General features: G+C 73.6%; 21 protein-coding genes. 12 read left to right on the forward strand and 9 right to left on the reverse strand.

What is annotated here, in order from left to right:
* Positions 1 to 2,055 (reverse strand): tetratricopeptide repeat protein, encoded by a 2,055-nt coding sequence (locus OG730_RS02995; RefSeq protein WP_327302651.1) that lies wholly within the window; start codon positions 2,053 to 2,055, stop codon positions 1 to 3.
* A gap of 233 nt (positions 2,056 to 2,288) precedes the next feature.
* Positions 2,289 to 3,329 (reverse strand): S66 family peptidase, encoded by a 1,041-nt coding sequence (locus OG730_RS03000; RefSeq protein ID WP_327302652.1) that lies wholly within the window; start codon positions 3,327 to 3,329, stop codon positions 2,289 to 2,291.
* A 98-nt stretch (positions 3,330 to 3,427) separates the two neighbouring features.
* On the opposite strand from OG730_RS03000, the gene OG730_RS03005 reads away from it, so the two are divergent.
* The 5 genes from OG730_RS03005 (at position 3,428) to OG730_RS03025 (ending at position 9,645) form a co-directional block, all read left to right on the forward strand.
* Entirely contained in the window at positions 3,428 to 4,213 is a 786-nt protein-coding gene (locus OG730_RS03005) for an alpha/beta fold hydrolase (RefSeq protein ID WP_327302653.1), read from the forward strand.
* A 49-nt stretch (positions 4,214 to 4,262) separates the two neighbouring features.
* A complete protein-coding gene (locus OG730_RS03010) occupies positions 4,263 to 4,766 on the forward strand; it encodes a helix-turn-helix domain-containing protein (RefSeq protein WP_327302654.1) in 504 nt (167 codons plus the stop codon).
* On the forward strand, positions 4,759 to 5,181 hold the full coding sequence (locus OG730_RS03015) for a DUF4180 domain-containing protein (protein WP_327302655.1): 423 nt from the start codon (positions 4,759 to 4,761) through the stop codon (positions 5,179 to 5,181). The genes OG730_RS03010 and OG730_RS03015 overlap by 8 nt, the downstream gene beginning before the upstream one ends.
* Before the next feature lie 76 nt (positions 5,182 to 5,257).
* The gene (locus tag OG730_RS03020; protein ID WP_327302656.1) at positions 5,258 to 6,922 is read left to right on the forward strand and encodes a sigma-70 family RNA polymerase sigma factor; all 1,665 of its coding nucleotides are present in this window, start codon (positions 5,258 to 5,260) and stop codon (positions 6,920 to 6,922) included.
* Between the two features lie 215 nt (positions 6,923 to 7,137).
* On the forward strand, positions 7,138 to 9,645 hold the full coding sequence (locus OG730_RS03025) for a helicase associated domain-containing protein (protein ID WP_442814810.1): 2,508 nt from the start codon (positions 7,138 to 7,140) through the stop codon (positions 9,643 to 9,645).
* Between the two features lie 48 nt (positions 9,646 to 9,693).
* On the opposite strand, the gene OG730_RS03030 is transcribed toward OG730_RS03025, so the two are convergent.
* Positions 9,694 to 11,085 carry a glutamate decarboxylase gene (locus tag OG730_RS03030; protein WP_327302657.1) on the reverse strand — a complete coding sequence of 464 codons (1,392 nt, stop codon included), beginning with the start codon at positions 11,083 to 11,085 and terminating at the stop codon, positions 9,694 to 9,696.
* Positions 11,086 to 11,220: 135 nt separating this feature from the next.
* Here OG730_RS03030 and OG730_RS03035 point away from each other — a divergent pair, with 135 nt between their 5' ends.
* From OG730_RS03035 to melC2, 5 genes are all read left to right on the forward strand, one after another.
* The gene (locus OG730_RS03035; protein WP_327302658.1) at positions 11,221 to 12,162 is read left to right on the forward strand and encodes a PepSY domain-containing protein; all 942 of its coding nucleotides are present in this window, start codon (positions 11,221 to 11,223) and stop codon (positions 12,160 to 12,162) included.
* Between the two features lie 33 nt (positions 12,163 to 12,195).
* A complete protein-coding gene (locus tag OG730_RS03040; protein WP_327302659.1) occupies positions 12,196 to 12,894 on the forward strand; it encodes a response regulator transcription factor in 699 nt (232 codons plus the stop codon).
* Positions 12,895 to 13,004: 110 nt separating this feature from the next.
* Positions 13,005 to 14,348, forward strand: a complete 1,344-nt coding sequence (locus OG730_RS03045) for a sensor histidine kinase (protein WP_327302660.1) — start codon at positions 13,005 to 13,007, stop codon at positions 14,346 to 14,348.
* A 190-nt stretch (positions 14,349 to 14,538) separates the two neighbouring features.
* Positions 14,539 to 14,943 (forward strand): apotyrosinase chaperone MelC1, encoded by a 405-nt coding sequence (gene melC1, locus OG730_RS03050; protein WP_327302661.1) that lies wholly within the window; start codon positions 14,539 to 14,541, stop codon positions 14,941 to 14,943.
* Entirely contained in the window at positions 14,943 to 15,806 is an 864-nt protein-coding gene (gene melC2 / locus OG730_RS03055) for a tyrosinase MelC2 (protein WP_327302662.1), read from the forward strand. Before melC1 ends, melC2 begins: the two co-directional genes overlap by 1 nt.
* Here the strand turns inward: melC2 and OG730_RS03060 are convergent.
* Positions 15,746 to 16,468 (reverse strand): response regulator, encoded by a 723-nt coding sequence (locus OG730_RS03060; protein WP_327302663.1) that lies wholly within the window; start codon positions 16,466 to 16,468, stop codon positions 15,746 to 15,748. The two genes, melC2 and OG730_RS03060, sit on opposite strands and share 61 nt — an antisense overlap.
* The gene (locus OG730_RS03065; RefSeq protein WP_327302664.1) at positions 16,465 to 18,078 is read right to left on the reverse strand and encodes a sensor histidine kinase; all 1,614 of its coding nucleotides are present in this window, start codon (positions 18,076 to 18,078) and stop codon (positions 16,465 to 16,467) included. The genes OG730_RS03060 and OG730_RS03065 overlap by 4 nt, the downstream gene beginning before the upstream one ends.
* 126 nt (positions 18,079 to 18,204) lie before the next feature.
* On the opposite strand from OG730_RS03065, the gene OG730_RS03070 reads away from it, so the two are divergent.
* Positions 18,205 to 19,557: a cation:dicarboxylate symporter family transporter gene (locus OG730_RS03070; protein ID WP_327302665.1), complete on the forward strand. Its 1,353-nt coding sequence runs from the start codon at positions 18,205 to 18,207 to the stop codon at positions 19,555 to 19,557.
* Between the two features lie 267 nt (positions 19,558 to 19,824).
* On the forward strand, positions 19,825 to 21,594 hold the full coding sequence (locus OG730_RS03075) for a S8 family serine peptidase (protein WP_327309135.1): 1,770 nt from the start codon (positions 19,825 to 19,827) through the stop codon (positions 21,592 to 21,594).
* An 85-nt stretch (positions 21,595 to 21,679) separates the two neighbouring features.
* Here OG730_RS03075 and OG730_RS03080 read toward each other — a convergent pair whose 3' ends face one another.
* The 4 genes from OG730_RS03080 to OG730_RS03095 all read right to left on the reverse strand — a co-directional run bounded on the left by OG730_RS03080 (position 21,680) and on the right by OG730_RS03095 (position 25,494).
* On the reverse strand, positions 21,680 to 22,360 hold the full coding sequence (locus OG730_RS03080; protein ID WP_442814811.1) for a (2Fe-2S)-binding protein: 681 nt from the start codon (positions 22,358 to 22,360) through the stop codon (positions 21,680 to 21,682).
* Between the two features lies 1 nt (position 22,361).
* Positions 22,362 to 22,910, reverse strand: coding sequence for a hypothetical protein (locus tag OG730_RS03085; protein WP_327302666.1), 549 nt, complete (start codon positions 22,908 to 22,910; stop codon positions 22,362 to 22,364).
* Positions 22,911 to 23,058: 148 nt separating this feature from the next.
* Positions 23,059 to 24,111 (reverse strand): SIS domain-containing protein, encoded by a 1,053-nt coding sequence (locus OG730_RS03090; protein WP_327302667.1) that lies wholly within the window; start codon positions 24,109 to 24,111, stop codon positions 23,059 to 23,061.
* 129 nt (positions 24,112 to 24,240) lie between these two features.
* Positions 24,241 to 25,494 (reverse strand): PTS transporter subunit EIIC, encoded by a 1,254-nt coding sequence (locus OG730_RS03095; protein ID WP_327302668.1) that lies wholly within the window; start codon positions 25,492 to 25,494, stop codon positions 24,241 to 24,243.
* Positions 25,495 to 25,637 lie beyond the last annotated feature (143 nt).

Below are 25,637 nucleotides of genomic sequence, written 5' to 3' on the forward strand. Positions count from 1 at the left end.
CTAGGGGGCGTCTTGCCGGTCAGGCCGGGCTCGCGCCCGACTCAGCAGCTCCCGGGCCGTCCGCAGGTGCCGGTGGCCCGGTTCGAGGACGGACCCGGACCGCGCCAGGGCCCCGGTCAGCACCGCCGCCGCCTCGGCGGCCCGGTTACGGGCGAGCAGGGCGCGGGCCCATTCCAGGTGGGAGTAGAACACGTGCGGGTGGTCCTCGCCGAGCACCCTGGTCCGGTCGGCGGTGAGTTCCGCCCAGGCCTGCGCGGCCTCGGCGGTGCGCCCGGCGCGGGCCGCCAGCGCCGCCAGGCTTCCCCGGACGGCGAGCGTGTGCGGATCGTCGGGCCCGATCCCCTCGGCGGCTTCGGCCTCGGCCAACAGGTTCCGCAACTCGGCTTCCGCGTCGGCCGGTTCCCCCGGCCGGAACCAGATCAGACTGCGCCGGGTCGCCAGTACCTGCGGGTGCCCGGCACCCTGGACCCGTAGGCGGTCGGCGAGCAGCCCTTCCAACTGGCGGGCGGCCGCGCGGGGATCGCCTCCCTCTCCGGTGAAGTAGGCCAGCTGGTGCCGCGCCGCCAGGGTGTCCGGGTGATCGGGCCCCAACACCTCCAGGGCGTCCACGAGCAGCTCCGCGAACTGGGAGGCGGCGGCCCGTTCGTTCCCCGACTCCCCTACGAAGAAGGCAAGTTGATGCCGGGCCGCCAGGGTGTCGGGGTGCCGGGGCCCGAGCAGGCCGGCCCGCCGGCGGGCGATCCCGGCGAGATCGGCGGCGGCCCGGCGCGGTTTCCCGGAGTCCCCGATGGCGATGGCCAGCGGCAGTTCGGCGCCGGGGACCCCGCCGCGCGAGGCGATGGCGAGGGCTTCGACGGCCCGCGCGAGGCGGCCGTCCTGATGGGCGACGAGCCCCATGTCGTAGGCATCGGCGGGCTGCACCAGGGGCAGCAGCCCGCGCCACAGGTGGTCGGGCACCGGAGCGCTGCCCGGCGCGTTCAACAGGTAGTCGAAGGCGGTGAATCCGGCCCCGAAGTTGCCGATGAGCAGCCCGCTCGTGGCGTAGGCGGCGGCGCAGGCCCAGTCCATCGCCTCGGCGAAGGGCTCGGGCTGGAGGTCCCCGCCGCCGCGGGCCGCCAGATAGGGGGCGTGCAGTTCGCGGAGCCACGCGCGGCTCACCGGGCGGCGCAGTCCGGCCCGGCGGCAGTCCACCGCCGCCGCGACCACGGCGGCGCCGCGCGGATTGGCGCCCGGGGCCCAGGCGTTCTCCCAGGCCGCCAGGAGTTCCGGCCCCGCCGCCAGCACCTCGGCGACCCCGAACCGCTCGCCGGCGCGCAGGGCCGCCCCGATGCGCGGGTCGCCCCGGTGGGCGGCGGCCCGGCCGCGCTCCGCCCTGGACCAGTGCCGGGGCAGCCTGATGACGGCCGCCCGGTGGAGCAGGTCGCGCTGGGCCCGCCAGGCGTCCCGGTCGGAGCCGGTGAGCCGGCTCTCCTCGCGGGCGTCGTAGCGCCGGTACTCCTCCACCCGCATCGTCGCGATGACCACCGCCGCACGCAGGGAGGCCAGTTGCGCGGTGCTGAGGCCGCCCGCGCCGAGGTGGTCCTCCAGGTCGTCCAGCCACAGCACGGCGCGGCGCCGGCGCCCGGCGATCCGTACCGCTTCGGGCAGTGCGGCGCGGGAGAGCGGCCGGACGAAGGCGTGCCGGGGGTAGCGGGTGCGGGCCACCTCGCAGGCGAGCCGCGTCTTGCCCGCCGTGGACTCCCCCACCACGAGGACGAAGCGGCTCCGCTCCAGGGCGGCGCGCAGCCCCGGTTCGGCGTCGCGCCGGATGTACGCGGGCGGGGCCGCGGGGGCCTCGGCCGGGTGAACTCCGGCCAGTTCGGGGCGGTCCACCTGGCGCAGCAGCGGGATCCGGCCCGCCGCCGTGCGGAGCACCTCCCCGGCGGCCCGGGGGTCGGCGCCCTCCCCGGGAGCGGGAGGCCGCGTCAGCTCGGCGGCGAGTCCGGACAGCGTGGTGACGGCCGCGCCGATCCCGGCGGCCCAGGGCCCCGAGGTCCACACCGCCGCCAGCGCCACCGCACCTGCTCCGAGCCCTACCGAACCGAGGTATCCGGCCCAGCTCCTCGCCCGGCCGGATCCCCTCAAGAGCAACGCCGACATGCCGCCCCCAACACGTCCCGTGGGAGCCCCATTGTCACCCCGCACCCGGCCGGGGGAACCCCAACGGCGTTGACTCAGGCGGATGTTCGCCGGTACATGCGGAGGTCCTTCAGTACATGCGGAGGTTCTTCAGTACGTGCGGACGTTCTTCAGTACGTGACGAAGACGCGGCGGGCCGGACCGTCCACCCGGACCCGCCCCCCGACGGGGATGACGATCTGCGGGTCGGTGTGCCCGAGTTCCACGTCGAAGACGGCCATGGTGTCGGGGGCGTACTCGCCGAGGGCCCGCAGGACCGCCTCGCGCTGCCCGCGGCGGTAGCGCTCCCGCTCCCCGGCCCCGTAGGGCTTCTCGAAGGACCAGCTCTTCGCCCGGCCCATCAGCAGGGCGGGGAACCGCCTGAGCAGTCCGCGCTCCCCCATGGTGCGCAGGATCCAGTAGACGTCCCGGGCGCTCGGCATGTCCTCCGAGGTCTCCAGGAAGAGCACCCCGCCGGCGTACTCCCCGACGGGCCGCACGCGGTCGGCCATCAGGAGCCAGGAGATGATCTCCAGGTTGCCGCCCCAGCTGTTGCCCTCGACCACCCGGTCGGCGTTGTGCCAGGTCCAGCCCCCGGCCGGCTCCAGTTCCGGTGCGGCGTCGAAGGTGCGGGGGTCGTCCCAGGGGCCGTTGACGTCGCCGACGGCGTCGGCGGCGGTCAGCTCGTACTCGCCGGAGGTGAACAGCGCCGCCCGCAGGGACCGTTCGGTCAGCGGGTGCAGGGCGCCGGGCCGTCCGAGCTCGACCATCACCGAGCCCCCGTGGTAGGCGACCAGTCCCAGGTCCCTCAGGTGCAGGAGCAGGTTGGTGTTGTCGCTGTAGCCGAAGAACGGCTTGGGGTGGGCGCGCAGGATGTCGGCGTCGAGGTGCGGGAGCACCGTGATCTGGTCGTCGCCGCCGATGCTGGCGATCACCGCCTTGATGCCGGGGTCCGCGAAGGCCGCGTGGAGGTCGGCGGCCCGCTGCTGCGGGCTCGCGCCCATCTTCCGGGTCGTCGGGTACTCCACCGGCTCCAGTCCGAACTCCTCCCGGAGCCGCCTCAGGCCCAGTTCGTAGGGCTGCGGGAAGAGCTCGGGCAGGCCCGCCGAAGGGGAGAGCACCGCGACGCGGTCGCCGGGGCGGGGCTTGGCGGGATAGCGGGGATCCGTCATCCGGTGATCATAGGAGCGGGGCCGCCCCCGGCCGAAGCGGATTTCCGGGGCGCCCCCACTCCTCTCGGCGGATGCGGCGCCGTGATCGAATCGGGGGCATGACCACCGAGTTGATCCACGTCACCGGCGGAGGCCGCGTCGCCGCCGAGAAAGCCGGGGACGGCCCCCCGCTCGTCCTGCTCCACGGAGCGGTCCACGACAGCCGCCTGTGGGACAGCGTCTTCGCCGCGCTGGCCCTGCACCACACCGTGGTGCGCTACGACGCCAGGGGCCACGGCCGCTCGACGCCCCCGACCGGGCCCTTCCGCTACGAGGACGACCTGCTGGCGGTGCTGGACCGGTTCGGCTTCCGGACCGCGGGGCTCGTCGGCTTGAGCATGGGCGGCGAGGTCGCGCTCGACTTCACCCTGGAACACCCGGAGCGGGTCCGGTCGTTGACGCTGATCGCGGCGTCCGCCGGCGGGCACGAGTGGCCCCGTAGCCCCGGGACGGACGCGTACGCCGCGGCGCGCCGCGGATCGGTCGGCAGCCGCATCGCCGAGCTGGAGCTCGGGCTCTGGGCGAGCCTGGGCGATCGGGCACCCGGTTTCGAGGTGATCGAGCCCATGGTGCGGGAGAACGCCGAAGCCGGAGCCGCCGCGGAGAAGGGGCACGCCCTCGACCCCGACGAGGTCGCGGTCGAGCGTCTGGACCGGATCCGGGTCCCGACGCTGGTCGTCGTCGGCGATCACGACCACCCCGAGATCGGCGTCATCGCCGGCCGGCTCGCGGGCGGCATCCCCGGTGCGCGACTGGAGGTGGTCGCGGACGCCGATCACTACCTGCCCTTGCGTGCCCCCGGGCGGCTCCTCGAGCTCCTCCTCCCCCTCCCCCTGACTCCGTAACCTTCCCCATCAGGCTGCATCAGTACCTCTTGGGGTAGGATGCGGAGTCATGAGTGACGAAGGACGTGAGTTGTACTCGGTGGGCGAGGTCGCCGAACTGCTCGGTCTGCACGTGCGGACGGTGCGGAACTACGTGCGCGACGGCCGGCTCAAGGCCGTCCGGATCGGCAAGCAGTACCGGATCAGCCGGGCGGACTTCGAGGCCCTGACGAGCCGCCCCGCCCCGGGCGCCGGGGATCCCTCTCCCGCCGGGGAGGCGCCGCGGCGGCACGTGGAGGTGTCGAGCATCGTGCAGATCGACGCGATCGGCCCCGACGCGGCGAACCGGCTCGCGAACCTCGTCACGGCGAGCGCGCAGTCCCCCCGGGCCACTCCGGCGGCGCTGCGCGTCCAGACGGTCTACGACAAGGAGCGGGCCCGCATGAAGATCGTGATCCTCGGCGACGCCGCCACCACCGCCGATCTGCTGCACCTGGTCGACGGGGTGCTCGGCCCCGGCAACGGCATGGGGAACGACCTGGACGGCGGCGCGGAGCCGGTGCGCCGTGGCTGACCTCCTCGTGGAACACCACGGCGTACCGGTCCTGGTCTGCGCCGCCGACGGCCCGACGGTCGCCACCGAGCAGGACGCGCTCGACCAGCTCATCGGCAGCGCCTTCTACCGGACCGACATCGTCGCCGTCCCGGTGGAACGACTGGACGCCGGCTTCTTCGACCTGCGCGGCGGCCTGGCCGGGGCGATCATGCAGAAGTTCGTGAACTACCGGGTCCGCCTGGTGGTCGTGGGTGATCTCTCTCACCACCTGGAGACCAGTGCGGCCCTGCGCGATCTCGTACGGGAGTCGAACGAGGGCCGCCACATCTGGTTCCTGCCCGACCTCGACGCCCTGGCCGCCCGGCTCGCCCCGGCCGGGGAAGCGGGTCGAGGGGCTCCGGATTCCGCGTCCGCGGAACCGTTCGGCGGATAAGCGTTATCGAAGTCCCCCTCGACGGTCTCCCAGGTATTGGGCATCATCGAGCGCCGGCACGGACAGGGACTTTTCTATGAGCACTCAGCACACGGCAGCGCTGGTCGCCGCGGCCCGCGCGGGCGATCCCCGCGCACAGGACGACCTGGTCAGCGCCTATCTGCCGCTGGTCTACAACATCGTCGGGCGGGCCCTGAACGGGTCCGTCGACGTGGACGACGTGGTCCAGGACACGATGCTGCGGGCACTCGACGGGCTGGGCGGCCTGCGCGACGACCACAGCTTCCGGTCCTGGCTGGTCGCGATCGCCATGAACCGGGTGCGCGCCCACTGGCAGGCCCGCCGGAGCGCCCCCGGCGAAAGCGGCCTCGAAGCCGCCTGGGAGCTCGCCGATCCGGGCGCCGACTTCGTGGACCTGACCGTCGTACGGCTCCAGCTGGAGGGCCAGCGGCGGGAGACGGCCCGGGCCACGCGCTGGCTGGAGCCCGACGACCGGGCGCTGCTGTCCCTGTGGTGGCTGGAGTGCGCCGGTGAGCTGACGCGCGCCGAGATGGCGCAGGCGCTGGAGCTGTCCCCGCAGCACACGGCGGTACGGGTGCAGCGGATGAAGGCGCAGCTGGAGGCGGCCCGCGTGGTGGAGCGGGCGCTGGGCGCCCAGCCGCCCTGCGAGGACCTGCGCGCGATGGCCGCGAGCTGGGACGGGCTGCCCTCGGCGCTGTGGCGCAAGCGAATAGCCCGGCACGCCCGCGAGTGCCTGCGCTGCGGCGGGCTGTGGAACGGCCTGGTCCCGGCCGAAGGACTGCTGGCCGGGCTGGCGCTGCTGCCGGTCTCGGCGGCGCTGCTCGCCGGCGTACGGGCCGCCCTGGACTCCGGCTTCGCCTCCGCGGGCCTGGCCACGACCGCTTCGGCCGCGGCGTACGGCGGGGACGCGGCCGGGGGTGGGGGCGGGACCGCGGGCGAAGCGCGGTTCGCCGTCACGGACGGGGCCGGGGACGGGCGTGCCTCGCTGCGCAAGCGGCGGCGCGTCCGCGGCCGGCGCCGGGTCATCGGCGGCGCGGTGCTCGCCGCCTGTGTCGTGGGAGGCGGGCTGACCTACCTCGGCACCCGGCCCGGCACCGGCTCCGTCGAGGCGCCCGCGGCCGCGCTCGTGGCACCGGAATCGGGGACCTCCCTGCCCCCGGAGCCGGCCTCCCCCACCCCGAGCCCCTCGGCGTCCGCCTCTCCGAGCACCTCGCCGAGCCCCAGCCCCAGCCCCAGCGCGAGCCCGAGCCCGACGCCGAGTCCGACCCCCACGCCCACCCCGAAGCCCAGCCCGAAGTCCACCCCGCCGAAGAAGCCCGCTCCCGCCCCGCCGGGCGGCAGCACCGCCGCCCAGGTGATCTCCCTGGTCAACTCCGAGCGCGCGAAGGCCGGCTGCGGGCCGCTCAAGGAGGACGCGCAGCTGCGTACGGCCGCCCAGGGGCACTCCGACGACATGGCGCGGCGGGACTTCTTCTCGCACACCAACCCGGACGGCGCGGACCCGGGCCAGCGGACCACTGCCGCCGGGTACCGCTGGTCCACCTACGGGGAGAACATCGCGATGGGCCAGCGGACCGCGGCCCAGGTGATGGATTCCTGGATGAAGAGCCAGGGCCACCGGGAGAACATCCTCAACTGCTCCTTCAAGGACATCGGCGTGGGCATCCACACGGGCTCGGGCGGCCCGTGGTGGACGCAGAACTTCGGTGCCCGGATGTAGGGAACTCCCGGCCCGGCTCCGCGCCGGGAGCCCGGCCCGCCTCCCGCTCCATGTCCTTGACCGCCTCCCGCTCCATCTCCCTGACCGCCTCCCGCTCCGCTCCGCCGCGCTCCACCACACCCCTCCCACGCGATCCGCCCGCAATGATTCAAAATGGGGGGCAAGATAGGAGCTGGAAGCAAACCAGCAGATCACGTCGGTAGATCACGGTGGAGGTGGAGCGCATCAGCAGGCAGAAGCTCCGTCCGCACCAGCGCGAGGCCGTCGACGCCGCCGTACGGGCGCTGGAACTGCCCGCCGGGCGCAGGGTCCCACGGACCGGGCTCCGTACGCAGGTCATCATGGCAACGGGCTCCGGCAAGTCGCTGGTCGCCGTGCACACGGCCGAGGAACTGCGGGCCGGCCGGGTGCTGGTGCTGGTCCCCTCGCTGGACCTCCTCGTGCAGACCGCGGCGGCCTGGCGCGAGGGCGGCCGGACCGGCCGCGCCTTCGCCGTGTGCTCGCTGCGCGCCGAGGACGCGGGGGTGCCCACCACCACCGACCCGGCCGAACTGGCCGGCTGGGCGGGCCCGTCCGTCGACCGGGTGACGGTGTACGCCACGTACGCCTCGCTGGGCCTCGGCACCATCGAACGCGCGCACCACGAGGGCCTGCCCGGCTGGGACCTGATCGTGGTCGACGAGGCGCACCGGACCTCGGGGCGCATCGGCAAGCCCTGGGCGGTGGTGCACGACAACACCCGCATCCCCTCGCTGCGCCGGCTGTACATGACGGCCACGCCCCGGGTCTGGCAGGACGGCGAGGACCCCGGGCCCGCCGGGAGCGAGGAGCCCGAGGAGGGCTCCGACCGGCCGGAGGCTGTACGCGGCCGCGGCGACCTGGTGGCCTCCATGGAGGACGATCCCGACGGGCCGTTCGGCGCGCGCTGCCACACCCTGACCCTCTCGGAGGCCATCGACCGGGGCATCTGCGCGCCCTACCGGGTGGTCTGCGTGGACGTCAGCGACCCGGAGTTCCAGGCGGCCGTGCTGCTCGGACCGGACGGCCGCTCCGACGCCGTGCGCGGGGTGCGGCTCGCGGCGCTCCAGACGGCGCTGATGACGGCGGCCGTGCAGCAGGGGTTCCGGCGCACCCTGGTCTTCCACCACCTGACCAAGGAGGCCGAGGCCTTCGCGGCCGGTCTGCCGGCGGTCGCCGCCCGGCTGCGCGCCACGAGTTGGGCCCCGCGGCCGGTGTACCCCCGTACCGTCTGGGCGGACTGGCTGTGCGGGCAGCACACGGCGGCGCACCGGCGCCGGGTACTGGCCGCCTTCGCGGACGACCGGGTCGCGGACAAGGCCTTCCTCGGCAGCGTCCGGGTGCTGGGCGAGGGCGTGGACACCAAGGAGTGCGACTCGGTCTTCTGGGCCGACGTACGGGGTTCCATGCCCGACCTGGTGCAGGCCGTCGGCCGGGCGCTGCGCATCCGGCCCGGGGAGGGCAAGGTCGCCTCCCTCGTGGTGCCGGTGCTGCTGGGACCCGGGGAGTCCCCCGAGACGATGCTGACCTCACGGGCGTACGGGGACCTCGCGCGGCTGCTGGAGGCGCTACGGGCCCACGACACCCGGCTGGTGGAGTCCCTGGCACAGCCCCAGGCCCCGAGCCGGCGCGCGGCCGCGGGCGCGGCGGAGTCCGTGGGCGGCTCCGGTCTGCGGGGCGGCGCGGAGTCCCTGCTGAGCTTCTCCACCCCGCGCGACCCGGCGTTGCTGGCCGCCTTCGTCCGGCTGCGCGTCCTGCACCCGGAGCACGAGCACTGGCGGCGCGGGGTGGCGGCCGCCCGGATCTACGCCGGGCTCGCCGGGGACCTCAAGGTGCCGTTCGCGTTCAAGGTGCCCGAGGGCCCGGAGGCGGACGCGGACGCCCCCGGGGACCGGGAAGCCGGGACTCCGTGGCCGCCGGGGCTGGCCCGGTTCCCGCTCGGCCAGTGGATCGCGGACGCCCGGCGCACGTACCGCCGCGGGGCGCTCGGCCACCGCCGGGTGGCTCAGCTCGACGAACTGGGCATGGTGTGGAGCCACTTCGACGTGGCGTTCGAGGAGGGGCTCGCGGCGGCGGGCGGCTGGGCGGCCGAGCACGGTCACCTGCTGCCTCCCGTGGACGCCACCTGGCGCGGCGCCCCCGTCGGGGTCTGGGTCAAGAACCAGCGGGCGACGGCCCGCCGGGAGGGCCCCGGCGCCCTGTCCGAGGAGCGCCGGGAGGCCCTGGATGCCATCGACGCCTCCTGGTGTCCGTCCTGGGAGATCTCCTGGCAGCGGGCCTTCCACCTGACCCGGGTCCACCTGGACGCGGGCGGCCGGCTCCCGGCGCGCCCCGGGGAGGCCGTGGTCCAGGGCGAGGACCTCGGCGTGTGGCTGCGCGGGCAGCGCGCGGCCTGGGAGCGCCTGGCCCGGGCCCAGCGCTGGCTGCTGGAGCACACCCTCGGGGTGACCCCGGCCGAGGGCGCGGACCGGCCGAAGCCCCGGGTCGCGCACGCGGACGCGTGGGCCGCGCACCTGGAGGCGGCCCGGCTGTTCCACGAGCGCGAGCGGCACCTGCGGGTGCCCCGTACGCACGTGGAGCGGGTCGGCGACCGGGACCTGCGCCTCGGTTCCTGGATCGCCAACCAGCGCTCCCGCGCCGCGTCCCTCACCCCGGAGCGGACGGCGGCGCTGACGGAGCTCGGGATGCGCTGGTCGGCGTCCTGAGGGGCCGGGCGGTGCCCGGCCGGGCTCGGTGGCAAGAACCCGCCGGGCTCAGTGGTGGAAGCCCGACCGGGGCGCCGCCGCGGGCACCGGCTGCGGATGGGCGACCAGGTGGTCCACGGCGCCCCGCAGGTCGGTGACGAGCAGCGCGATCTGGTCGCGGGTCACCCCGTGCCGGATCAGGACCCGCTGGATGACGGTGTCGTCGCGGTCGGCGGGCAGGGGGTACGAGGGCACCTGCCAGCCGCGCATCCGGAGCCGGTCGGAGAGGTCGTAGAGGGTGAAGCCCGCCCCCTCCGGGTCGGTGAGCCGGTAGGAGACGGCGGGCAGCGCGCCCTGGCCGTCGTAGAGGAGGGTGAAGGGGCCGATGGTCTCGATCTCCCGGGCCAGGTACTGGGCGGTGTCGGCGCAGGCCTGCTGGACCCGTCGGTAGCCGCCCCGGCCCAGCCGCAGGAACAGGTAGTACTGGGCGATGATCTCGCCGCCCGGCCGGGAGAAGTTCAGGGCGAAGGTGGGCATGTCCCCGCCGAGGTAGTCCACGGAGAAGACCAGGTCGGCCGGGAGCAGATCGGCGGTGCGCCAGACGATCCAGCCGACGCCCAGCGGGGCGAGGCCGTACTTGTGCCCGGAGGTGTTGACGGAGGCCACGCGCGGCAGCCGGAAGTCCCAGACCACGTCGGGGTGGAGGAAGGGTGCCACGAAGCCGCCGCTGGCGGCGTCCACGTGGATCGGCACGTCCCAGCCGTGCTCGGCCTGGATCCGGTCGAGTTCGGCGGCGATCTCGGCGACGGGCTCGTAGACGCAGGTGTAGGTGACCCCGAGGATGGCGACGACGCCGATGGTGTTCTCGTCGACGTTCGCGGCGAGCTGCTCGGGGCTCAGACCGGTGGCTCCGGGCAACAGGGGGAGCTGGCGGAGCTCGACGTCGAAGTACCGTGCGAACTTCTCCCAGCAGACCTGGACCGGCCCGCACACCAGGTTCGGCCGGTCGGTGGGCAGGCCGGCGGCTCGGCGGCGCTCGCGCCAGCGCCACTTGAGGGCGAGGCCGCCGAGCATGGCGGCCTCGCTGGAGCCGGTGGTGGAGCAGCCGGTGCCGGTGGTGCCGGCGGGGGCGTTCCACAGGTCGGCCAGGATGTTGACGCAGCGGGCCTCGATCTCGGCCGTCTGCGGGTACTCGTCCTTGTCGATCATGTTCTTGTCGAGGCACTCGTTCATCAGCCGGTGGACCCCGTCGTCCGACCAGGTGGTGCAGAAGGTGGCCAGGTTCTGGGCGGCGTTGCCGTCGAGGAGCAGCTCGTTGTGGAGGAGCTCGTAGACCACCTCGGAGGGCGAGTGGTCTTCGGGCATCCGGTACTTGGGGAGGATCTCGCCGCTGAGGGTGGACGCGAACACGTCCGTCTCGGCGTCGCGGGCACGCAGGTCCTTCGTCTCGTGGAGAGCCATATCGGGACTATAACGGGATGGAACGGGACAGATCATCCTGAAGCGGTCTTCAGGATGCTTCAGGGAGGGTTCAGGAGGGCCCTGGAGGGTGGAGTCATCACCAACCGGTGAGACAGCCGCTCGGGAGGGCCCCCCATGAACGTCCGCACGACCGTCACCGCGAAGAGCCCGGCCGGCGCGAAGGGCCCCGCCGGCGCGAAGAGCCCCGCCGGCGCGAAGGGCCCCGCCGGCGCCAAGGCCCCGACATGCGCGAAGGCCGCGGCCGCCGTCCGCCGGCGTCGGCTGCCGGCCGCCGGCCTCGCGGCCGGAGCCCTCCTCCTCTCGCTCACCGCCTGCGGAGGCGCGGGCTCCGACCCCGGGGTGGACAAGGCCCGCGCCGCCGGCAACGCGGCCCCGGCCGCGGCCGCCTCGACCGCACCCGAGTCCCCCGCGGCGACTCCCGAGCCGGCCACCGCCGAACAGGGCGGCCCGAAGACCTCCCGCACCCAGGCCATGGCGACCGCCGAGAACTCGGTGCCCGGCGGCCGGATCACGGACGTGGAGCTGGAGACCGAGGACGGCACCCAGGTCTGGGAGATCGACGTCATGACCGCCGAGCCGCGCGTGCACCACCTCACGGTGGACGCGACCACCGGCGCGCTGCTCGGCAACCGCGCCGACCGGATGCCGGAACGCGCCCGCCCGTACCTGGAGATCCCGCTCGCCACACTGGCCGCCGCGAGCGTGGACCGCGAGGACGCCGTCCGCACCGCCGTGGCCGCGGCGGGGGCGGGCTTCGTCTCCGAACTGTCCATCGAGGGCACCGAGGCCGGGCCGCTGTGGCGGATCGAGGTCAGCGACGGCGCCGTCCGGCACGAGATCGACATCGACGCGAAGACCGGCGAAGTGGCCCGCCACCAGAAGGAAGCGAAGGGAGAGAGGGAACAGCGCCAGGGCCGCGACCGCTCCGCCGACGAGGACGGCGGCGACAGCGGCGACAGCGGCGCCTCCGGCCGCCCCTCCCAGCAGGAGATCCGCGACCGCTCCGGCAACCTCGGCCAGGACCACTACGACTGGTCGCAGCACGCCCGCCGCTGAGAGCATCCCCCACCAATAGGTAGGATCCGGACAATGAGCAGCATATTGATCGTGGAGGACGAGGTCTCCCTGACCTCCGTCCTGCGCCGCGGATTCGAGGCCGAGGGGCTCCGGGTCGACGTGGCCCACGACGGACACGAGGGTCTGCGGCTCGCGCTCACCGGCGCCCACGACGCGATCGTCCTCGACGTGATGCTGCCGGGCCTCGACGGACACCGCGTGTGCCGGACCGTACGGGCCGCCGGGCTGTGGACGCCGATCCTGATGCTGACCGCCCGGGACAGCGAGTACGACGAGGCCGAGGGCCTCGACACCGGCGCGGACGACTACCTCACGAAGCCCTTCTCCTATCTGGTGCTCCAGGCCCGCCTGCGTGCCCTGCTGCGCCGCGGGGGCGCCGCCCAGCCGGCCGTCGTCGAGGCGGGCGACCTCGTCCTGGAGCCCGGGAGCAAGAGGTGCACGCGGGCCGGGGCCGAGATCCCGCTCACCGCCAAGGAGTTCGACCTCCTCGCGGTGCTCGCGCGGCGGCCGGGGGTCACGGTCTCCAAGGGCGCCCTGCTGGAGGAGGTCTGGGACCTGCCCGCCGACAGCGATCCGAACGTGGTGGAGGTGCACGTGAGCGCGTTGCGCCGCAAGCTCCAGGACCCCTTCGGAGACACCGCGCGGCCCCTGCTGCACACCGCTCGCGGGATCGGCTACCGCCTCGTCCCGCGGCCCGCCGCCACCCCGTGAAGCGCCCCGGCCGGCGGTCGCGGTTCCGGCTCCCCCCGCTACGGATCTCCCCGCTACGACTCTCCCGGCCACGGCTCCCTCAGTTCCGGCTCCCCCTCGGCTCGGTCCGCGTGCGGACCACCCTCGGCGCCGTCTCCATCGTCACCGTCGCGCTGCTCGCCGCCTGCGCGGGCCTGCTCGGCGTGATCCGGCACGGGCTGGTCGGCTCCGCCGAGCGCACCGCGCTGACCCGCGCCGAGGCCGTCGCCGCGGTGACCGGGTCGGGGCGCCTCGTCGACCGCCTCGCCGTGCCCGAGGGCGAGGACAGCCTGCTCCAAGTGGTCACCGACGACGGGCGGATCCTCGCCGCGAGCCACAATCTGGCCGGCCGCGGACCCGTGGCCTCCTTCGAGCCCGCCGACGGCCACGACGCTGCCGCCCGCAGTCTGGACCTGGCACCGCGCTCCGATCCGCGGCCCCACCCCTTCCGGATCGTCGCCGTCCGGGCGACGACCGCCGAAGGCTCCGGGGTCACCGTGTACGCCGCCACCAGCCTGGAGACCGCCCGGTACACCCAGGACCTGATCCTGCGCTCGATGGTCTGGGGCATCCCGCCGCTGCTCCTGCTCGTGGCCGCCGTCACCTGGCGCTCCACCGGCCGGGCCCTGCGTCCGGTGGAGGCGATCCGCACCGAGGTCGCGGAGATCACCGAGCGGGACCTGGGCCGCCGGGTGCCGGTCCCGGCCTCGCGCGACGAGGTCGCCCGGCTCTCCCGCACGGTGAACTCCACCCTGGACCGGCTGGAGGAGTCCATGGACCGTCAGCGCCGGTTCGTCGCGGACGCCTCGCACGAGCTGCGCAATCCCATCGCCGCGCTGCGCGCCCACGTGGAGGTGGGGATCGCCCACCCGCGGCTCCTGCACGGCGGCGAGCTGCTGGACGACGTGATCCGGGTCCAGCAGCTCGCCGACGACCTGCTGCTGCTGGCCCGCCTCGACGCCGGCCAGTCCCCCGAGCGGTCCGCCCTCGATCTGCGGGACCTCGTACGGGACACCGTGGCGCGGCGCCCCGAGGGCCGGGTGCCGGTGTCGGTGGAGGCCACCGGACCGGCCCTGGTCCACGGCAACCGGGGGCAGTTGGCCCGGGTGCTGGACAACCTCCTCGACAACGCGCAGCGGCACGCCCGTGAGGCCGTCGTGGTGACCGTCGGCGCCGGGCCCCGCGGGTCCGCCGCGCCCGGCGGGGTCCTCCTGGAGGTCCGCGACGATGGCGCCGGGGTCCCGGAGGCGGACCAGGAGCGGATCTTCACCCGCTTCACCCGGCTCGACGCCTCGCGCAGCCGGGACGCGGGCGGGACCGGGCTGGGGCTGGCCATCGCGCGGGACATCGCGGCGGCGCACGGCGGCACGCTGGGCGCCGGACCGGGCCCCGGAGGGCGGTTCGCACTGCGGCTTCCGGCCGACTCCGCGATGTGACCCCTCCCATAGCCACCCCGTGTGACGAGAGAATCTCCTGTCCGTTAAGCTTTTTCGTACAGGTCTTCCCGTCCGGGTGGTTGGAGCCAGTCCGGACGGGAAGATCATCCAACTAGTTCGACGGGCAACTTATCCGCGCATGTCCGGATAGCAGCCCTGTGTTCTCCGCGCCCTGATACCTCTTCGGGCCATGAACAAGATCACCCGCCGACAGGCCTTGAGCGCCTCTGCCGGCGCACTCACCGCCCTCGGCCTCGCAGGCGCCACCGCGCACGCCGCCGTCACCGGACCCCGTACCGCCGCCCCCACCACCCCCGCGGGCACCATCGACGAGGTCTACCAGGGCCGCCGCATACGGATCGTCCCCGCCTCGGGCGGCGGGAACGACCACGGGGGCCACCACGGCGGCCACCAGTCCCCCGGCCAGCCCACCGTCCTCATAGACGGCCGCGAACTGCACGTGATGCGCAACGCCGACGGCACATGGATCAGCGTGGTCAACCACTACGAGACCTTCTCCGGCCCGCTTCCGCTCGCCCGCGCCGCCGTGCGCGAGCTCCAGGGCGCCACCCTCGTCCCGATGGGCGGCATGTGATGACCATTCGCAAGAACCAGGCCGCGCTCACCACCGAGGAGAAGCGGGCGTTCACCGCGGCGCTCCTCGAACTGAAGCGCACCGGCCGCTACGACCGCTTCGTCACCACGCACAACGGCTTCATCATGAGCGACACCGACTCCGGCGACCGGGTCGGCCACCGCTCCCCCTCCTTCCTGCCCTGGCACCGCCGGTTTCTGCTGGAGTTCGAGGCGGCGCTGCAGGCGGTGGATCCGTCGGTGGCCCTGCCCTACTGGGACTGGACGGCCGACCGGACCGCCCGCTCCTCCCTCTGGGCCGCCGACTTCCTCGGCGGTACCGGACGGGCCCGGGACGGGCAGGTGCTCGACGGACCGTTCGCGTACGCGGCGGGCAAGTGGGAGATAGCCGTACGGGTGGACGGGCGCTCCTACCTGCGCCGCGCGCTCGGCACCGGCGTCGCCCAACTGCCGACCCGCGCCGAGGTGGACTCCGTCCTCGCGATGCCGGTCTACGACGCGGCGCCCTGGAACAGCTCTTCCGGCGGCTTCCGCAACAACCTGGAGGGCTGGCGCGGGGCCAACCTGCACAACCGGGTGCACGTGTGGGTGGGCGGCCAGATGGCCACCGGGGTCTCCCCCAACGACCCGGTGTTCTGGATGCACCACGCCTTCATCGACAAGCTGTGGGCCGACTGGCAGGCGCTGCACCCGCAGTCGGCGTACCTGCCGGCGGCCGGCACCCCGAACGTCGTGGACCTGCACGACACCATGCGGCCGTGGAACGACGTGACCCCGGCCGACATGCTGGACCACCGGAAGTTCTACACCTTCGACACCGAGCCGGCGCCCGCGCCGGCCGGGGCCGCCGCCAGCCAGCGGTAGTGCAGTTCGGGGCGGCCGACCTGGCCGTACCGGGGGGTGCGGTCCGCGCGGCCGGTGTCCACCAGGTGCTCCAGGTACCGGCGGGCGGTGATCCGGGAGATCCCGGCCGCCTCGGCCGCCCCGCCCGCGGTCAGCCCCTCGGGGGCCGCCCGCAGCAGGGCGGCGACCCGCTCCAGGGTGGGGCCGCCGATGCCCTTGGGCAGTTCGGCCGGCCGGGGTGAGCGCAGGGCCGCCATCGCGCGGTCCACATCGTCCTGGCCGGCCGCCTCGCCCGCCGCCGTCGCACGGAACTCGGCGTAGCGCAGGAGCCGTTCGCGCAGGGTGGGAAAGGCGAAGGGCTTCAGTACGTACTGCACCACCCCGAGCGAGACGCTCTCGCGGACCACGCCCAGGTCCCGCGCCGAGGTCACCACGATCACGTCGGCGGGGTGCCCCGCCGCCCGCAGGCCGCGCGCGAAGCGCAGCCCGTGCCCGTCGGGCAGGGTGAGGTCGAGCAGCAGCAGGTCGATCCGGGTGCGCTCCAGGACGCGGGTCGCCTCCGCGAGGGAGTGGACGACCGCGACGGCGGTGAAGCCGGGCACCCGCCCCACGTACAGCGCGTGCGCGTCGGCGGCCACCGGATCGTCCTCGACGACGAGGACCCGCACCTCGGGCGTGCTCATGCGTCCCCTTCCCCGCGCGGCTCCCTGCGCGCCGGCAGCCGTACGGTGAACCGCGCGCCTCCGTCGGGCAGTTGGTCGGCGGCCGCGCTTCCGCCGTGCCGGTGGGCCACCTGGCGCACCAGCGCGAGGCCCAGGCCCCGCCCCTCACCCTTGCCCGACCAGCCGCGCCGGAACACGTCGGCGCCCTCGGGAAGTCCGGGGCCGTTGTCGGCCACGCCGATCAGCACCCCGCGCCCGTGCGGGCCGGCCGGGCCGTCGGGGCGGATGGTGACGGAGATCCGGCCGCCGGGCACGCCGGTGAGGGCGTCGACGGCATTGTCGACGAGGTTCCCGAGGACGGTGACGAGGTCGCGCGCGGGCGGCCCGCCGGGCCCGGCGTCGATGGCCCCGCTGTCGGGGGTGACGACCAGCTCGACCCCCCGTTCGTGGGCCTGCGCGGCCTTGCCGAGGAGCAGGGCGACGAGCACGGGCTCGCCGACGGCGGCGATCACCTCGTCGGTCAGGGCCTGGGCGAGGGAGAGTTCGGCGGTGGCGAAGTCCACCGCTTCGCGGCTGCGGCCGAGTTCGATGAGGGAGACCACGGTGTGCAGCCGGTTGGCCGCCTCGTGGGCCTGTGCGCGCAGCGCCCGGGTGAATCCGCGTTCCTGATCCAACTCACCCGTCAGCGACAGCAGTTCGGTGTGGTCGCGCAGGGTGATCACGGTGCCGCGGCGGCCGCCGCCCGCGACGGGCGCACTGTTGAGCACGAGGACCCGGTCCGCCGTCAGGTGCACCTCGTCCACCCGGGGCCGGTCGGCGAGCAGGGCCCCGGTGAGCGGGGCGGGCAGGCCCAGGTCGGCGACCCCGGTCCCCTTGATCTCCCCGCGCAGACCCAGGAGTTCGCGGCCCGCGTCGTTGACGAGGGTGATCCGGCGCCGGCCGTCGAGCATCAGCAGCCCCTCGCGGACCCCATGCAGGGCGGCCTGGTGGTAGTCGTACATCCGGCTCAGCTCGTCGGCGTTCATCCCGTGGGTGTGACGGCGCAGCCGGGCGTTGATGACGTAGGTGCCCGCCCCGCCGAGGGCGAGGGCACCGCCGGCCACCCAGGCGAGGGCGGAGAGCCGCTCGGCGAGCCGGGCGCTGACCGCGCGGACGGTGATGCCGGCGGCGACCATGCCGATGACCCGGCCGTCGTCGGTGATCGGGGTGACCACACGGAGCGAGGGGCCGAGGGTGCCGGTGTAGGTCTCGCTGAAGGTCTCGCCCCGCAGGGCGGGGGCGGTGTTGCCGAGGAAGCGTTCGCCGATGCGCATCGGGTCGGGATGGGTCCAGCGCCGTCCGTCCGGAGCCATGATCGTCACGAAGTCCACGCCCGCGTCCACGCGGACCCGCTCCGCGTAGGGCTGCAGGGCGGCGCGACCGTCCCCCCGTGCCGCGTCCCGGACCGACGGGGAGTCGGCGACCGCGCGGGCCACCGCTCCGGCCTGGCGCCGGGCGGCCTCCTCGGCCTGGTCGCGGGCGGTCGCGTAAGCGAAGACCGCGCAGCCGGCGACGACCGCGGCGACCAGCACCACCTGCATGGCGAAGAGCTGGCCGGCGAGGCTGCGCGGCGGCCGGGGGAAGCGGAACATGGCGCTCAGTGTGCACCCGGGCGTGAACTCAATGAACGCAAGGGTGACCGGGGTCACAGCGGCGGGCCATGGTCCTCCCGGGACGCCTTCGCCATCGGGGAGGCGAAGGCACTACCGGGAGGCATCGTGGCCGCCAGGCGCGACAAGACGCATTATCTGTACATCGCGGTGATCGGCGCGGTGCTGCTCGGCATCGCCGTCGGCTTCGCCGCACCCGGCACGGCCGTGGAGCTCAAGCCGCTGGGCACCGGGTTCGTCAACCTCATCAAGATGATGATCTCGCCCGTCATCTTCTGCACGATCGTGCTGGGCATCGGTTCGGTGCGCAAGGCCGCCAAGGTCGGCGCGGTGGGCGGGCTGGCGCTCGGCTACTTCATGGTGATGTCCACGGTGGCGCTGGCCATCGGCCTGCTCGTGGGCAACCTGCTGGAGCCGGGCAGCGGGCTGCACCTGACCGAGGCGGCCCGGCACGCCGGCGAGGCGCAGGCGAAGGCGGGCGGAGCGCAGAGCACGCCCGAGTTCCTGCTGGGGATCATCCCGACCACGATGGTGTCGGCCTTCACCGGGGGCGAGGTGCTCCAGACGCTGCTGGTGGCGCTGCTGTGCGGGTTCGCGCTCCAGGCCATGGGCGCGGCGGGCGAGCCGGTGCTGCGCGGGATCGGGCACGTGCAGAAGCTGGTGTTCCGGGTGCTCGCGATGATCATGTGGGCGGCGCCGGTGGGCGCCTTCGGCGCGATCGCTGCGGTGGTCGGGGCGACCGGAATGGACGCCCTGAAGTCCCTCGCGGTCATCATGATCGGGTTCTACACGACCTGCCTGCTCTTCGTCTTCGTGGTCCTGGGCACACTGCTGCGGCTGTGCACGGGGATCAGCGTCTTCGCCCTGCTGCGCTATCTGGGCCGGGAGTTCCTGCTGATCCTGTCCACCTCCTCCTCGGAGTCGGCGCTGCCCCGGCTGATCGCGAAGATGGAGCACGTGGGCGTCTCACGGCCGGTGGTCGGCATCACGGTCCCGACCGGCTACTCCTTCAACCTGGACGGAACCGCGATCTACCTGACGATGTCCTCGCTCTTCGTCGCGGAGGCGATGGGCAAGCCCCTGGCCCTGGGCGAGCAGATCTCCCTGCTGCTGTTCATGATCGTGGCCTCGAAGGGTGCGGCCGGGGTCACCGGCGCGGGACTGGCCACGCTCGCCGGAGGGCTGCAGTCGCACCGGCCTGAACTCATCGACGGCGTCGGCCTGATCGTGGGCATCGACCGGTTCATGAGCGAGGCGCGGGCCCTGACGAACTTCGCCGGCAACGCGATCGCGACCGTGCTGATCGGCACCTGGACGAAGGAGTTCGACCGGGCCCGGGCCACCGAAGTCCTCGCGGGACGAGTGCCGTTCGACGAGAGCACGCTGACCGACGACGGACACGAGCAGGCCACGGCCGTACCCGCCCAGCCGGGCGGCGCCAAGGACGGCGTACCCGTCTGACGGGGACGCCCCGCGGACCGGCCGGGCAGGGCTCGCCCCCACGGTGCCCAGCCCGGTCGGTCCCGACACCTCGGGCAATAGTCTTTTTTCAGCCAAGATCGGATCAACCGTCTAGCGGTAAAAGGTACTTCCATATCGGGGCACGCTTCTGACATCTTGCGTCCACCACTCGTTTCGTACGGCCCGGTAGGTGCCACCCGCACCGCAGGGCCGTCTTCGGAGGACGCATTGATACCCCACATATCCAGCCGACCTCGACGCACCCTCGTGCTGGCGGCCGCCCTGGCCGCCCTGGCCTTCGGGGCCCCGGCCGCGCTCGCCGGCACGGCGCCCGTCTCCCCGGCGGGCATCCCCGGAACCTCCGCCCCCGCCAAGGCCAAGGCCCCGGCGCCGACTTCCCAGAGTGCGACCTGGGCTGCCGGCACCCGCGCCTACGTGGTGATCACCGCCGCCGGTGACAGCTCCGCGGTCCGTTCGGCCGTCACGGCGAACGGCGGCACGGTCTTCTCGTACTACGACCAGATCGGCGTGATCGTCGCCCACTCGACCTCCTCGACCTTCGCCGCCACCATGCGCGGCGTCAGCGGGGTCCAGAAGGTCGGCGCGACGCGCACCTCGGACGTACCGGCCGACGCCTACAACCCGGCGCTGCCCGCCAACCCGTCCCAGTCGACGACGCCCGCCGGCGAGCCGCTGCGGGCCGACATGACCCAGATCAAGGCCGACCAGGCCTGGGCCGTGACCACCGGCTCGGCTTCCGTCAAGGTCGGCATCCTGGACACCGGCGTGGACGACCAGCACCAGGACCTGGCGCCGAACTTCAACGCCGCGGACTCGGCCTCCTGCGCCTACGGCAAGGCGGACACCCGGGTCGGCGCCTGGCGCGACGTGGACACCCACGGCACGCACGTGGCCGGCTCCGTGGCCGCCGCCAAGAACGGCAAGGGCGTCATCGGCGTCGCCCCGGGCGTGAAGATCTCTTCGGTCCGCGTGGCCGAGCCGGGCACCTCGCTGTTCTTCGCAGAGAACACCATCTGCGCCTTCGTGTGGTCCGGCGACCACGGTTTCAAGGTCACCAACAACAGCTATTACACGGACCCGTGGCAGTTCAACTGCCCGGACAACATCGATCAGGCCGCGATCATCGAGGGCGTCAAGCGCGCCCAGGAGTACGCGGAGAGCAAGGGCTCGCTCCAGGTCGCCGCGGCGGGCAACGAGGACTACGACCTCGCCAACAAGACCACGGACTCGGCGAGCCCCAACGACTCGACGCCGACCACCCGGACCATCACCAACGCCTGCCTCGACATCCCGACCGAGCTCCCGGGCGTGGTCACGGTCGCCGCCAACGGCACCGGAACCACCAAGGCCTCGTTCTCCAACTTCGGCCAGGCCGTCATCGACGTCGCGGCCCCGGGCAGCAACGTCTACTCCACCGCTCCGGGCGGCGGTTACAGCACCAAGAGCGGCACCTCGATGGCCACCCCGCACGTCGTGGGCGTCGCGGCGCTCATCGCGAGCGCCAACCCGACCTTCACCCCGGCACAGATCCGCACCGCGCTGGCCACCCAGGCCAACGACACCGCCTGCCCGTCGGACAGCCGCTGCAAGGGCACCACGGCCAACAACGGGTTCTTCGGCGAGGGCCAGGTCGACGCGCTGAAGGCGGTGGGCGGTACGACCACCCCGCCCACCGGCAAGTACTTCGAGAACCTCACCGATGTCGCGATCGCGGACAACGCGACCGTGAACAGCGCCATCACCGTCAGCGGGGTGACCGGCAACGCGCCGGCCACCCTCAAGGTGGGCGTGGACATCAAGCACACCTACATCGGTGACCTCAAGGTCGACCTCGTGGCTCCGGACGGCTCCGTCTACGTCCTGAGCAACCGGACCGGCGGCAGCGCGGACAACATCATCCAGACCTTCACGGTCAACGCCTCCTCCGAGGTCGCGAACGGCGTCTGGACCCTGCGCGTGAACGACAACGCCAGCCAGGACACGGGCAAGATCGACGCCTGGAACCTGACCTTCTGATCCTCTGATCCTCCGATCAGCAGGGCGCGAACGGCCTACGGGGGCCACCGGGAGCGGTACGCCGCTTCCGGTGGCCCCTTGCCGTCTACTTGGTCCGCAGTACGCAGTCCCCGCAGAGGCCGCCGCCGGGCACCTTGTAGTACAGACAGCAGCTGCGGCGCAGGAAGGCCACCCCGAGGCCGGGTTCGTGCAGATAGGTGCCGGTCCCTTCGAGCGGGCCGCCGTCGGCGAGGAGCCCGGCGGCCAGCAGCGCGGCCGCCTCCCCCGGCACCCGGTCCGTGAGCACCCGGACGGCGCCGACCAGCCCGGAGGCGGCGTTGCCGCGCAGCACCCGCGGCGAGACGCCGAACCGCTCGCGCAGCGCCGTGTCGAGCACCGCGAGGTGGCCGAGCACGCTGTCCGCGAGGGCCCGCTCCGGGGTTTCCCCGGGGAGTTCGGCGGGCTCGGGCAGCCACAGCTCCAGCGACCCCGCTCCGGGCAGCCGCCACCACAGGCCGGCGGGGCGCAGGTCCGGCACCCGCCCGGACAGGACGGCGCAGCCGAGCGCGAGCGACCAGAGCCGCGACACGATCCCGAACTGCGCGGTCGAAGCCGCCACCCGGCCGGACCCGCTCCCGATCCGCCGCCCGACCTCGCCGACGTAGGCCCCGAGCCCTTCCCCGTACAGCTCGCCGACCGGCCGGAAGCCGGCCCCGGGCGGCTCCTTCCCGTACGCCACGGTGAAGAAGGGCCCGACGGCGCGCAGTTCCCTCAGTACCTCGTCCACCTCAGGCTCCGTAGCCGTCGTCGGGCAGGTTCGGGTCCGGCTCCGGACAGGCGCCGTGGTGCAGTCCGTACATGCCCGCCTTCTCCAGCGGCCAGTCCGCCGTGACCGGATCCTCGCCGTCGGGCGCGACGAAGACGAAGTCGGCGACGATGCCGGGAGCCGGGTCGGTCAGGAGCGTGCGCTGGTCCGGCAGCGCCGGCGACCACTGCGTGCGCCAGGCGATGCCGGCGGCGGTGAGGGCGGCGGTGAAGCGCGACTCGGTGACCGGTGCGGTGACGGTGTATCCCGGTGCGCGGCCGGTTCCCGGGATCTCCAGCCCGTCGCGCCAGACGGGCACGAACATCCGGTCCAGCAGCCGGCACCGGCAGAAGACGATCTCCAGACCGCCGTAGCAGAACCAGTGCGGCCAGCGCCGCTTCTCCTGGATGCGCCCCGACCACTCGGGCTCCCCCTTCGCCGCGATGAGATCGGGCAGCCGGGCACCGACGAAGAAGTCTCCGAACCTGCCGGTGGCGGCGAGGCGGGTCAGATCGGTCGACAAGGGATCCATCCGAGCATGATCCCAGGCCGCCCGCGCGGGTCCCGGGCCGGGGAGCGAGGCGGGACGCGCGCAGCGGGCTCCGAGAGGCGGCGCGGCCCGCACATGCCGCGGCCCGCGGATCCTCCGGATCCTGCGGGCCGCGGCATGGGGGCGGGGCTCAGGCCTGGGTGAAGGCCGCGACCTCGAAGTCGGACATGTCGAGGCCGCCCTGCTTGGTGTCGTCGTTGGCGAAGACGAAGGACTCGATCGGGACGTCCCGCTCGGCGCTGAGCTGGGCCACCAGTTCCTGGAGGACCACCGTCTCCAGGACCACCCGGACCGCGTCCGCGACCTCGGGCAGGCGGATGACCGACAGGCTGTCCGCGGGCTCCACCTCGGCCGTGGTCAGCAGCAGGGTGAGGTGGCCGGCGCCCGCCAGCGAGCGGGCCAGCTCGATCTCGCGGCCGTCGCCGTAGACGAGGTGGAGGGTGTTGCCCGCCGACTCCATCTCGCCGTGCAGGTAGTTGCGGGTCGCCGAGTGGGCCGCGGTCATCCGCACCACCTCGCGCAGCAGCAGCGCGCCCTCCTCGGCGGAGGCCCGGGAGGCCCCGGCCGCCACGCCGTCGGAGGCGATGCAGCGGGCGCCGCGCTCCCGCAGGCCCGCCACGACCTCGGTGGCCTGCGAGTGGACCGCGGTGGTCTGCTCGGCGATCTCGCCCCACGGGTCGCCTTCACGGCCCGCGACGGCCCCGGCGATCAGGTCCAGGGCGACGATGGTGCCGGTGTAGCCGATGGTCGAGGCGTACGAGTCGGGCTCGTTGCCGAGGTCCACGGTGAGGTCCGCGAGGTCGCCGAGCGGCGAGGGGACCACGTTGAGCAGCGCGGTCTTCGTGATGCCGGGGGCGGCGCACTCGAAGGCGGCGATGGTCTCGGAGCTGCGGCCGCCCTGGGAGACGGCGATCAGGCAGTCGGTGTCGAAGCCGGCGGTGCCGGTCTCGATCTCGCTGGACAGCACCCGCTGGGAGACGATCCCGGCTTCGCGGAGCTGCTGCACGGGGACGGCGAGGGCGGCGTACGAGGCTCCGATGCCGGTGAACAGGGGGCGCTCGGCGGCACGCAGCCCGGCGAGGTCCGGGGAGGCGAGCTGGGTGCGGACGCGGTCGGCGATCCGGGCGAGGGCCGCGCCCTGGTCGGCCTGGCCTTCGAGGAACGTGATGCGGGATCCGGACATGGTGGGGGGTCCTTAGCGAAGTCTGGGGGTCGCGGGCCCCCGCCGGGTCGGGCGGGGCGGGGGCGGGCGATCGTACGGGGGCGGGGCGGGGCGGGCGGAGCCCGGCCGGCCGGGGCTACCGGCCGGGGCTCAGATGGTGGCGTCGGCCTTGGAGATCGGGTTGCCGTCCTCGTCGCGTTCGCGGCCCGGTGTCGGGAGGTCGAACTTCACGATCGCCCAGCGGAAGAGCACGTAGTAGATGGCGGCGAAGGCCAGGCCGATCGGGATGAGCAGCCAGGGCTTGGTCGCGATGCCGAAGTTCACGATGTAGTCGATGGCGCCGGAGGAGAAGCCGAAGCCGTCACGGATGCCGAGGGCGTAGCAGACGGCCATCGAGACGCCGAAGAGGAAGGCGTGGATCGCGTAGAGGAGCGGGGCCACGAACATGAAGGCGAACTCGATGGGCTCGGTCACGCCGGTGACGAAGGAGGTCAGCGCGACGGAGATCATCATGCCCTTGACCATGGCCCGGTTCTCGGGGCGCGCGGTGTGGGCGATGGCCATGGCGGCGGCCGGCAGGGCGAACATGTAGATCGGGAAGCCGCCGGTCATGAACTGGCCCGCGGTCGGGTCGCCGGCCTGGAAGCGGAAGATGTCGCCGTGGACCACGTCGCCGGTGGCCGGGTTGACGAAGGAGCCCGCCTCGAACCAGGGGAAGAACGAGAAGAAGTGGTGCATCCCGATCGGGATGAGGGCCCGGACGACGAGGCCGAAGAGGCCCGCGCCCCATGCGCCGGTGCCGACGAGCCACTCGCCGAAGTGGAAGAACCAGTTGCCGACGGTCGGCCAGACCACTCCGAAGACCACGCCCATGCCGACGCCGGCGAAGGCGCTCAGGATCGGCACGAGCCGGCGGCCGCCGAAGAAGCCCAGCCAGTCGGGCAGCTTCTTGCGGCTGTAGCGCTGGTAGAGGACTGCCACGACGAGGCCCATGACGATGCCGCCGAGCACCTTGGCGTCCAGCCTCTCGCCGTCGGCGCCGGCCGGGAAGGCCTTGCTGGCCAGTACGGCCTTGAAGACGAGGTAGCCCACCACGGCGGCCAGGCCGGTGGAGCCGTCGGACTTCTTGGCGAAGCCGACGGCCACGCCGACCGCGAAGAGCAGCGGAAGGTTCTCGAAGACCGTGGTTCCGGCGGCCCCCAGCACCATCGCGAGCTTCTGGATGATCATCGGGAAGTTCTCGCGACCCAGCAGGTCGGCGCCGCCGAGGCGGGTCAGCAGGGCTGCGGCCGGCAGCGTGGCCACGGGCAGCATCAGGCTGCGGCCGATGCGCTGCATGACCGGCATGATCCGGCCCGGCTTCTTTCCGGCGGCCGGTGTGACCGCGGCGGTGGCCGTACTCATCTGGTGCTCCTCGTCGAGCGGGGTGGTGGGGACGACTCGAAGGTAGCCAGTGGTTTTGGATTGGTCAACGGTGGTCTCTTGTGGTCTTTAAGGAAATATCAAGATGGGGCCCTAGGTCCCGAGCCCACCGGGACTGAAGCCGA

Source organism: Streptomyces sp. NBC_01298, from assembly GCF_035978755.1.
Classification (GTDB): Bacteria; Actinomycetota; Actinomycetes; order Streptomycetales; family Streptomycetaceae; genus Streptomyces.

Bases quoted from the DNA above. Each gene is read 5' to 3' on its own strand.
- OG730_RS03010 (WP_327302654.1), top strand. From the start codon at position 4,263: ATGAGTGACGAAGGACGTGAGTTGTACTCGGTGGGCGAGGTCGCCGAA.
- OG730_RS03000 (WP_327302652.1), bottom strand. From the start codon at position 3,329: ATGACGGATCCCCGCTATCCCGCCAAGCCCCGCCCCGGCGACCGCGTC.
- OG730_RS03005 (WP_327302653.1), top strand. From the start codon at position 3,428: ATGACCACCGAGTTGATCCACGTCACCGGCGGAGGCCGCGTCGCCGCC.
- melC1 (WP_327302661.1), top strand. From the start codon at position 14,539: ATGAACAAGATCACCCGCCGACAGGCCTTGAGCGCCTCTGCCGGCGCA.
- OG730_RS03030 (WP_327302657.1), bottom strand. From the start codon at position 11,085: ATGGCTCTCCACGAGACGAAGGACCTGCGTGCCCGCGACGCCGAGACG.
- OG730_RS03020 (WP_327302656.1), top strand. From the start codon at position 5,258: ATGAGCACTCAGCACACGGCAGCGCTGGTCGCCGCGGCCCGCGCGGGC.
- OG730_RS03095 (WP_327302668.1), bottom strand. From the start codon at position 25,494: ATGAGTACGGCCACCGCCGCGGTCACACCGGCCGCCGGAAAGAAGCCG.
- OG730_RS03090 (WP_327302667.1), bottom strand. From the start codon at position 24,111: ATGTCCGGATCCCGCATCACGTTCCTCGAAGGCCAGGCCGACCAGGGC.
- OG730_RS03085 (WP_327302666.1), bottom strand. From the start codon at position 22,910: ATGGATCCCTTGTCGACCGATCTGACCCGCCTCGCCGCCACCGGCAGG.
- OG730_RS03065 (WP_327302664.1), bottom strand. From the start codon at position 18,078: ATGTTCCGCTTCCCCCGGCCGCCGCGCAGCCTCGCCGGCCAGCTCTTC.
- OG730_RS03035 (WP_327302658.1), top strand. From the start codon at position 11,221: ATGAACGTCCGCACGACCGTCACCGCGAAGAGCCCGGCCGGCGCGAAG.
- OG730_RS03040 (WP_327302659.1), top strand. From the start codon at position 12,196: ATGAGCAGCATATTGATCGTGGAGGACGAGGTCTCCCTGACCTCCGTC.
- melC2 (WP_327302662.1), top strand. From the start codon at position 14,943: ATGACCATTCGCAAGAACCAGGCCGCGCTCACCACCGAGGAGAAGCGG.
- OG730_RS03060 (WP_327302663.1), bottom strand. From the start codon at position 16,468: ATGAGCACGCCCGAGGTGCGGGTCCTCGTCGTCGAGGACGATCCGGTG.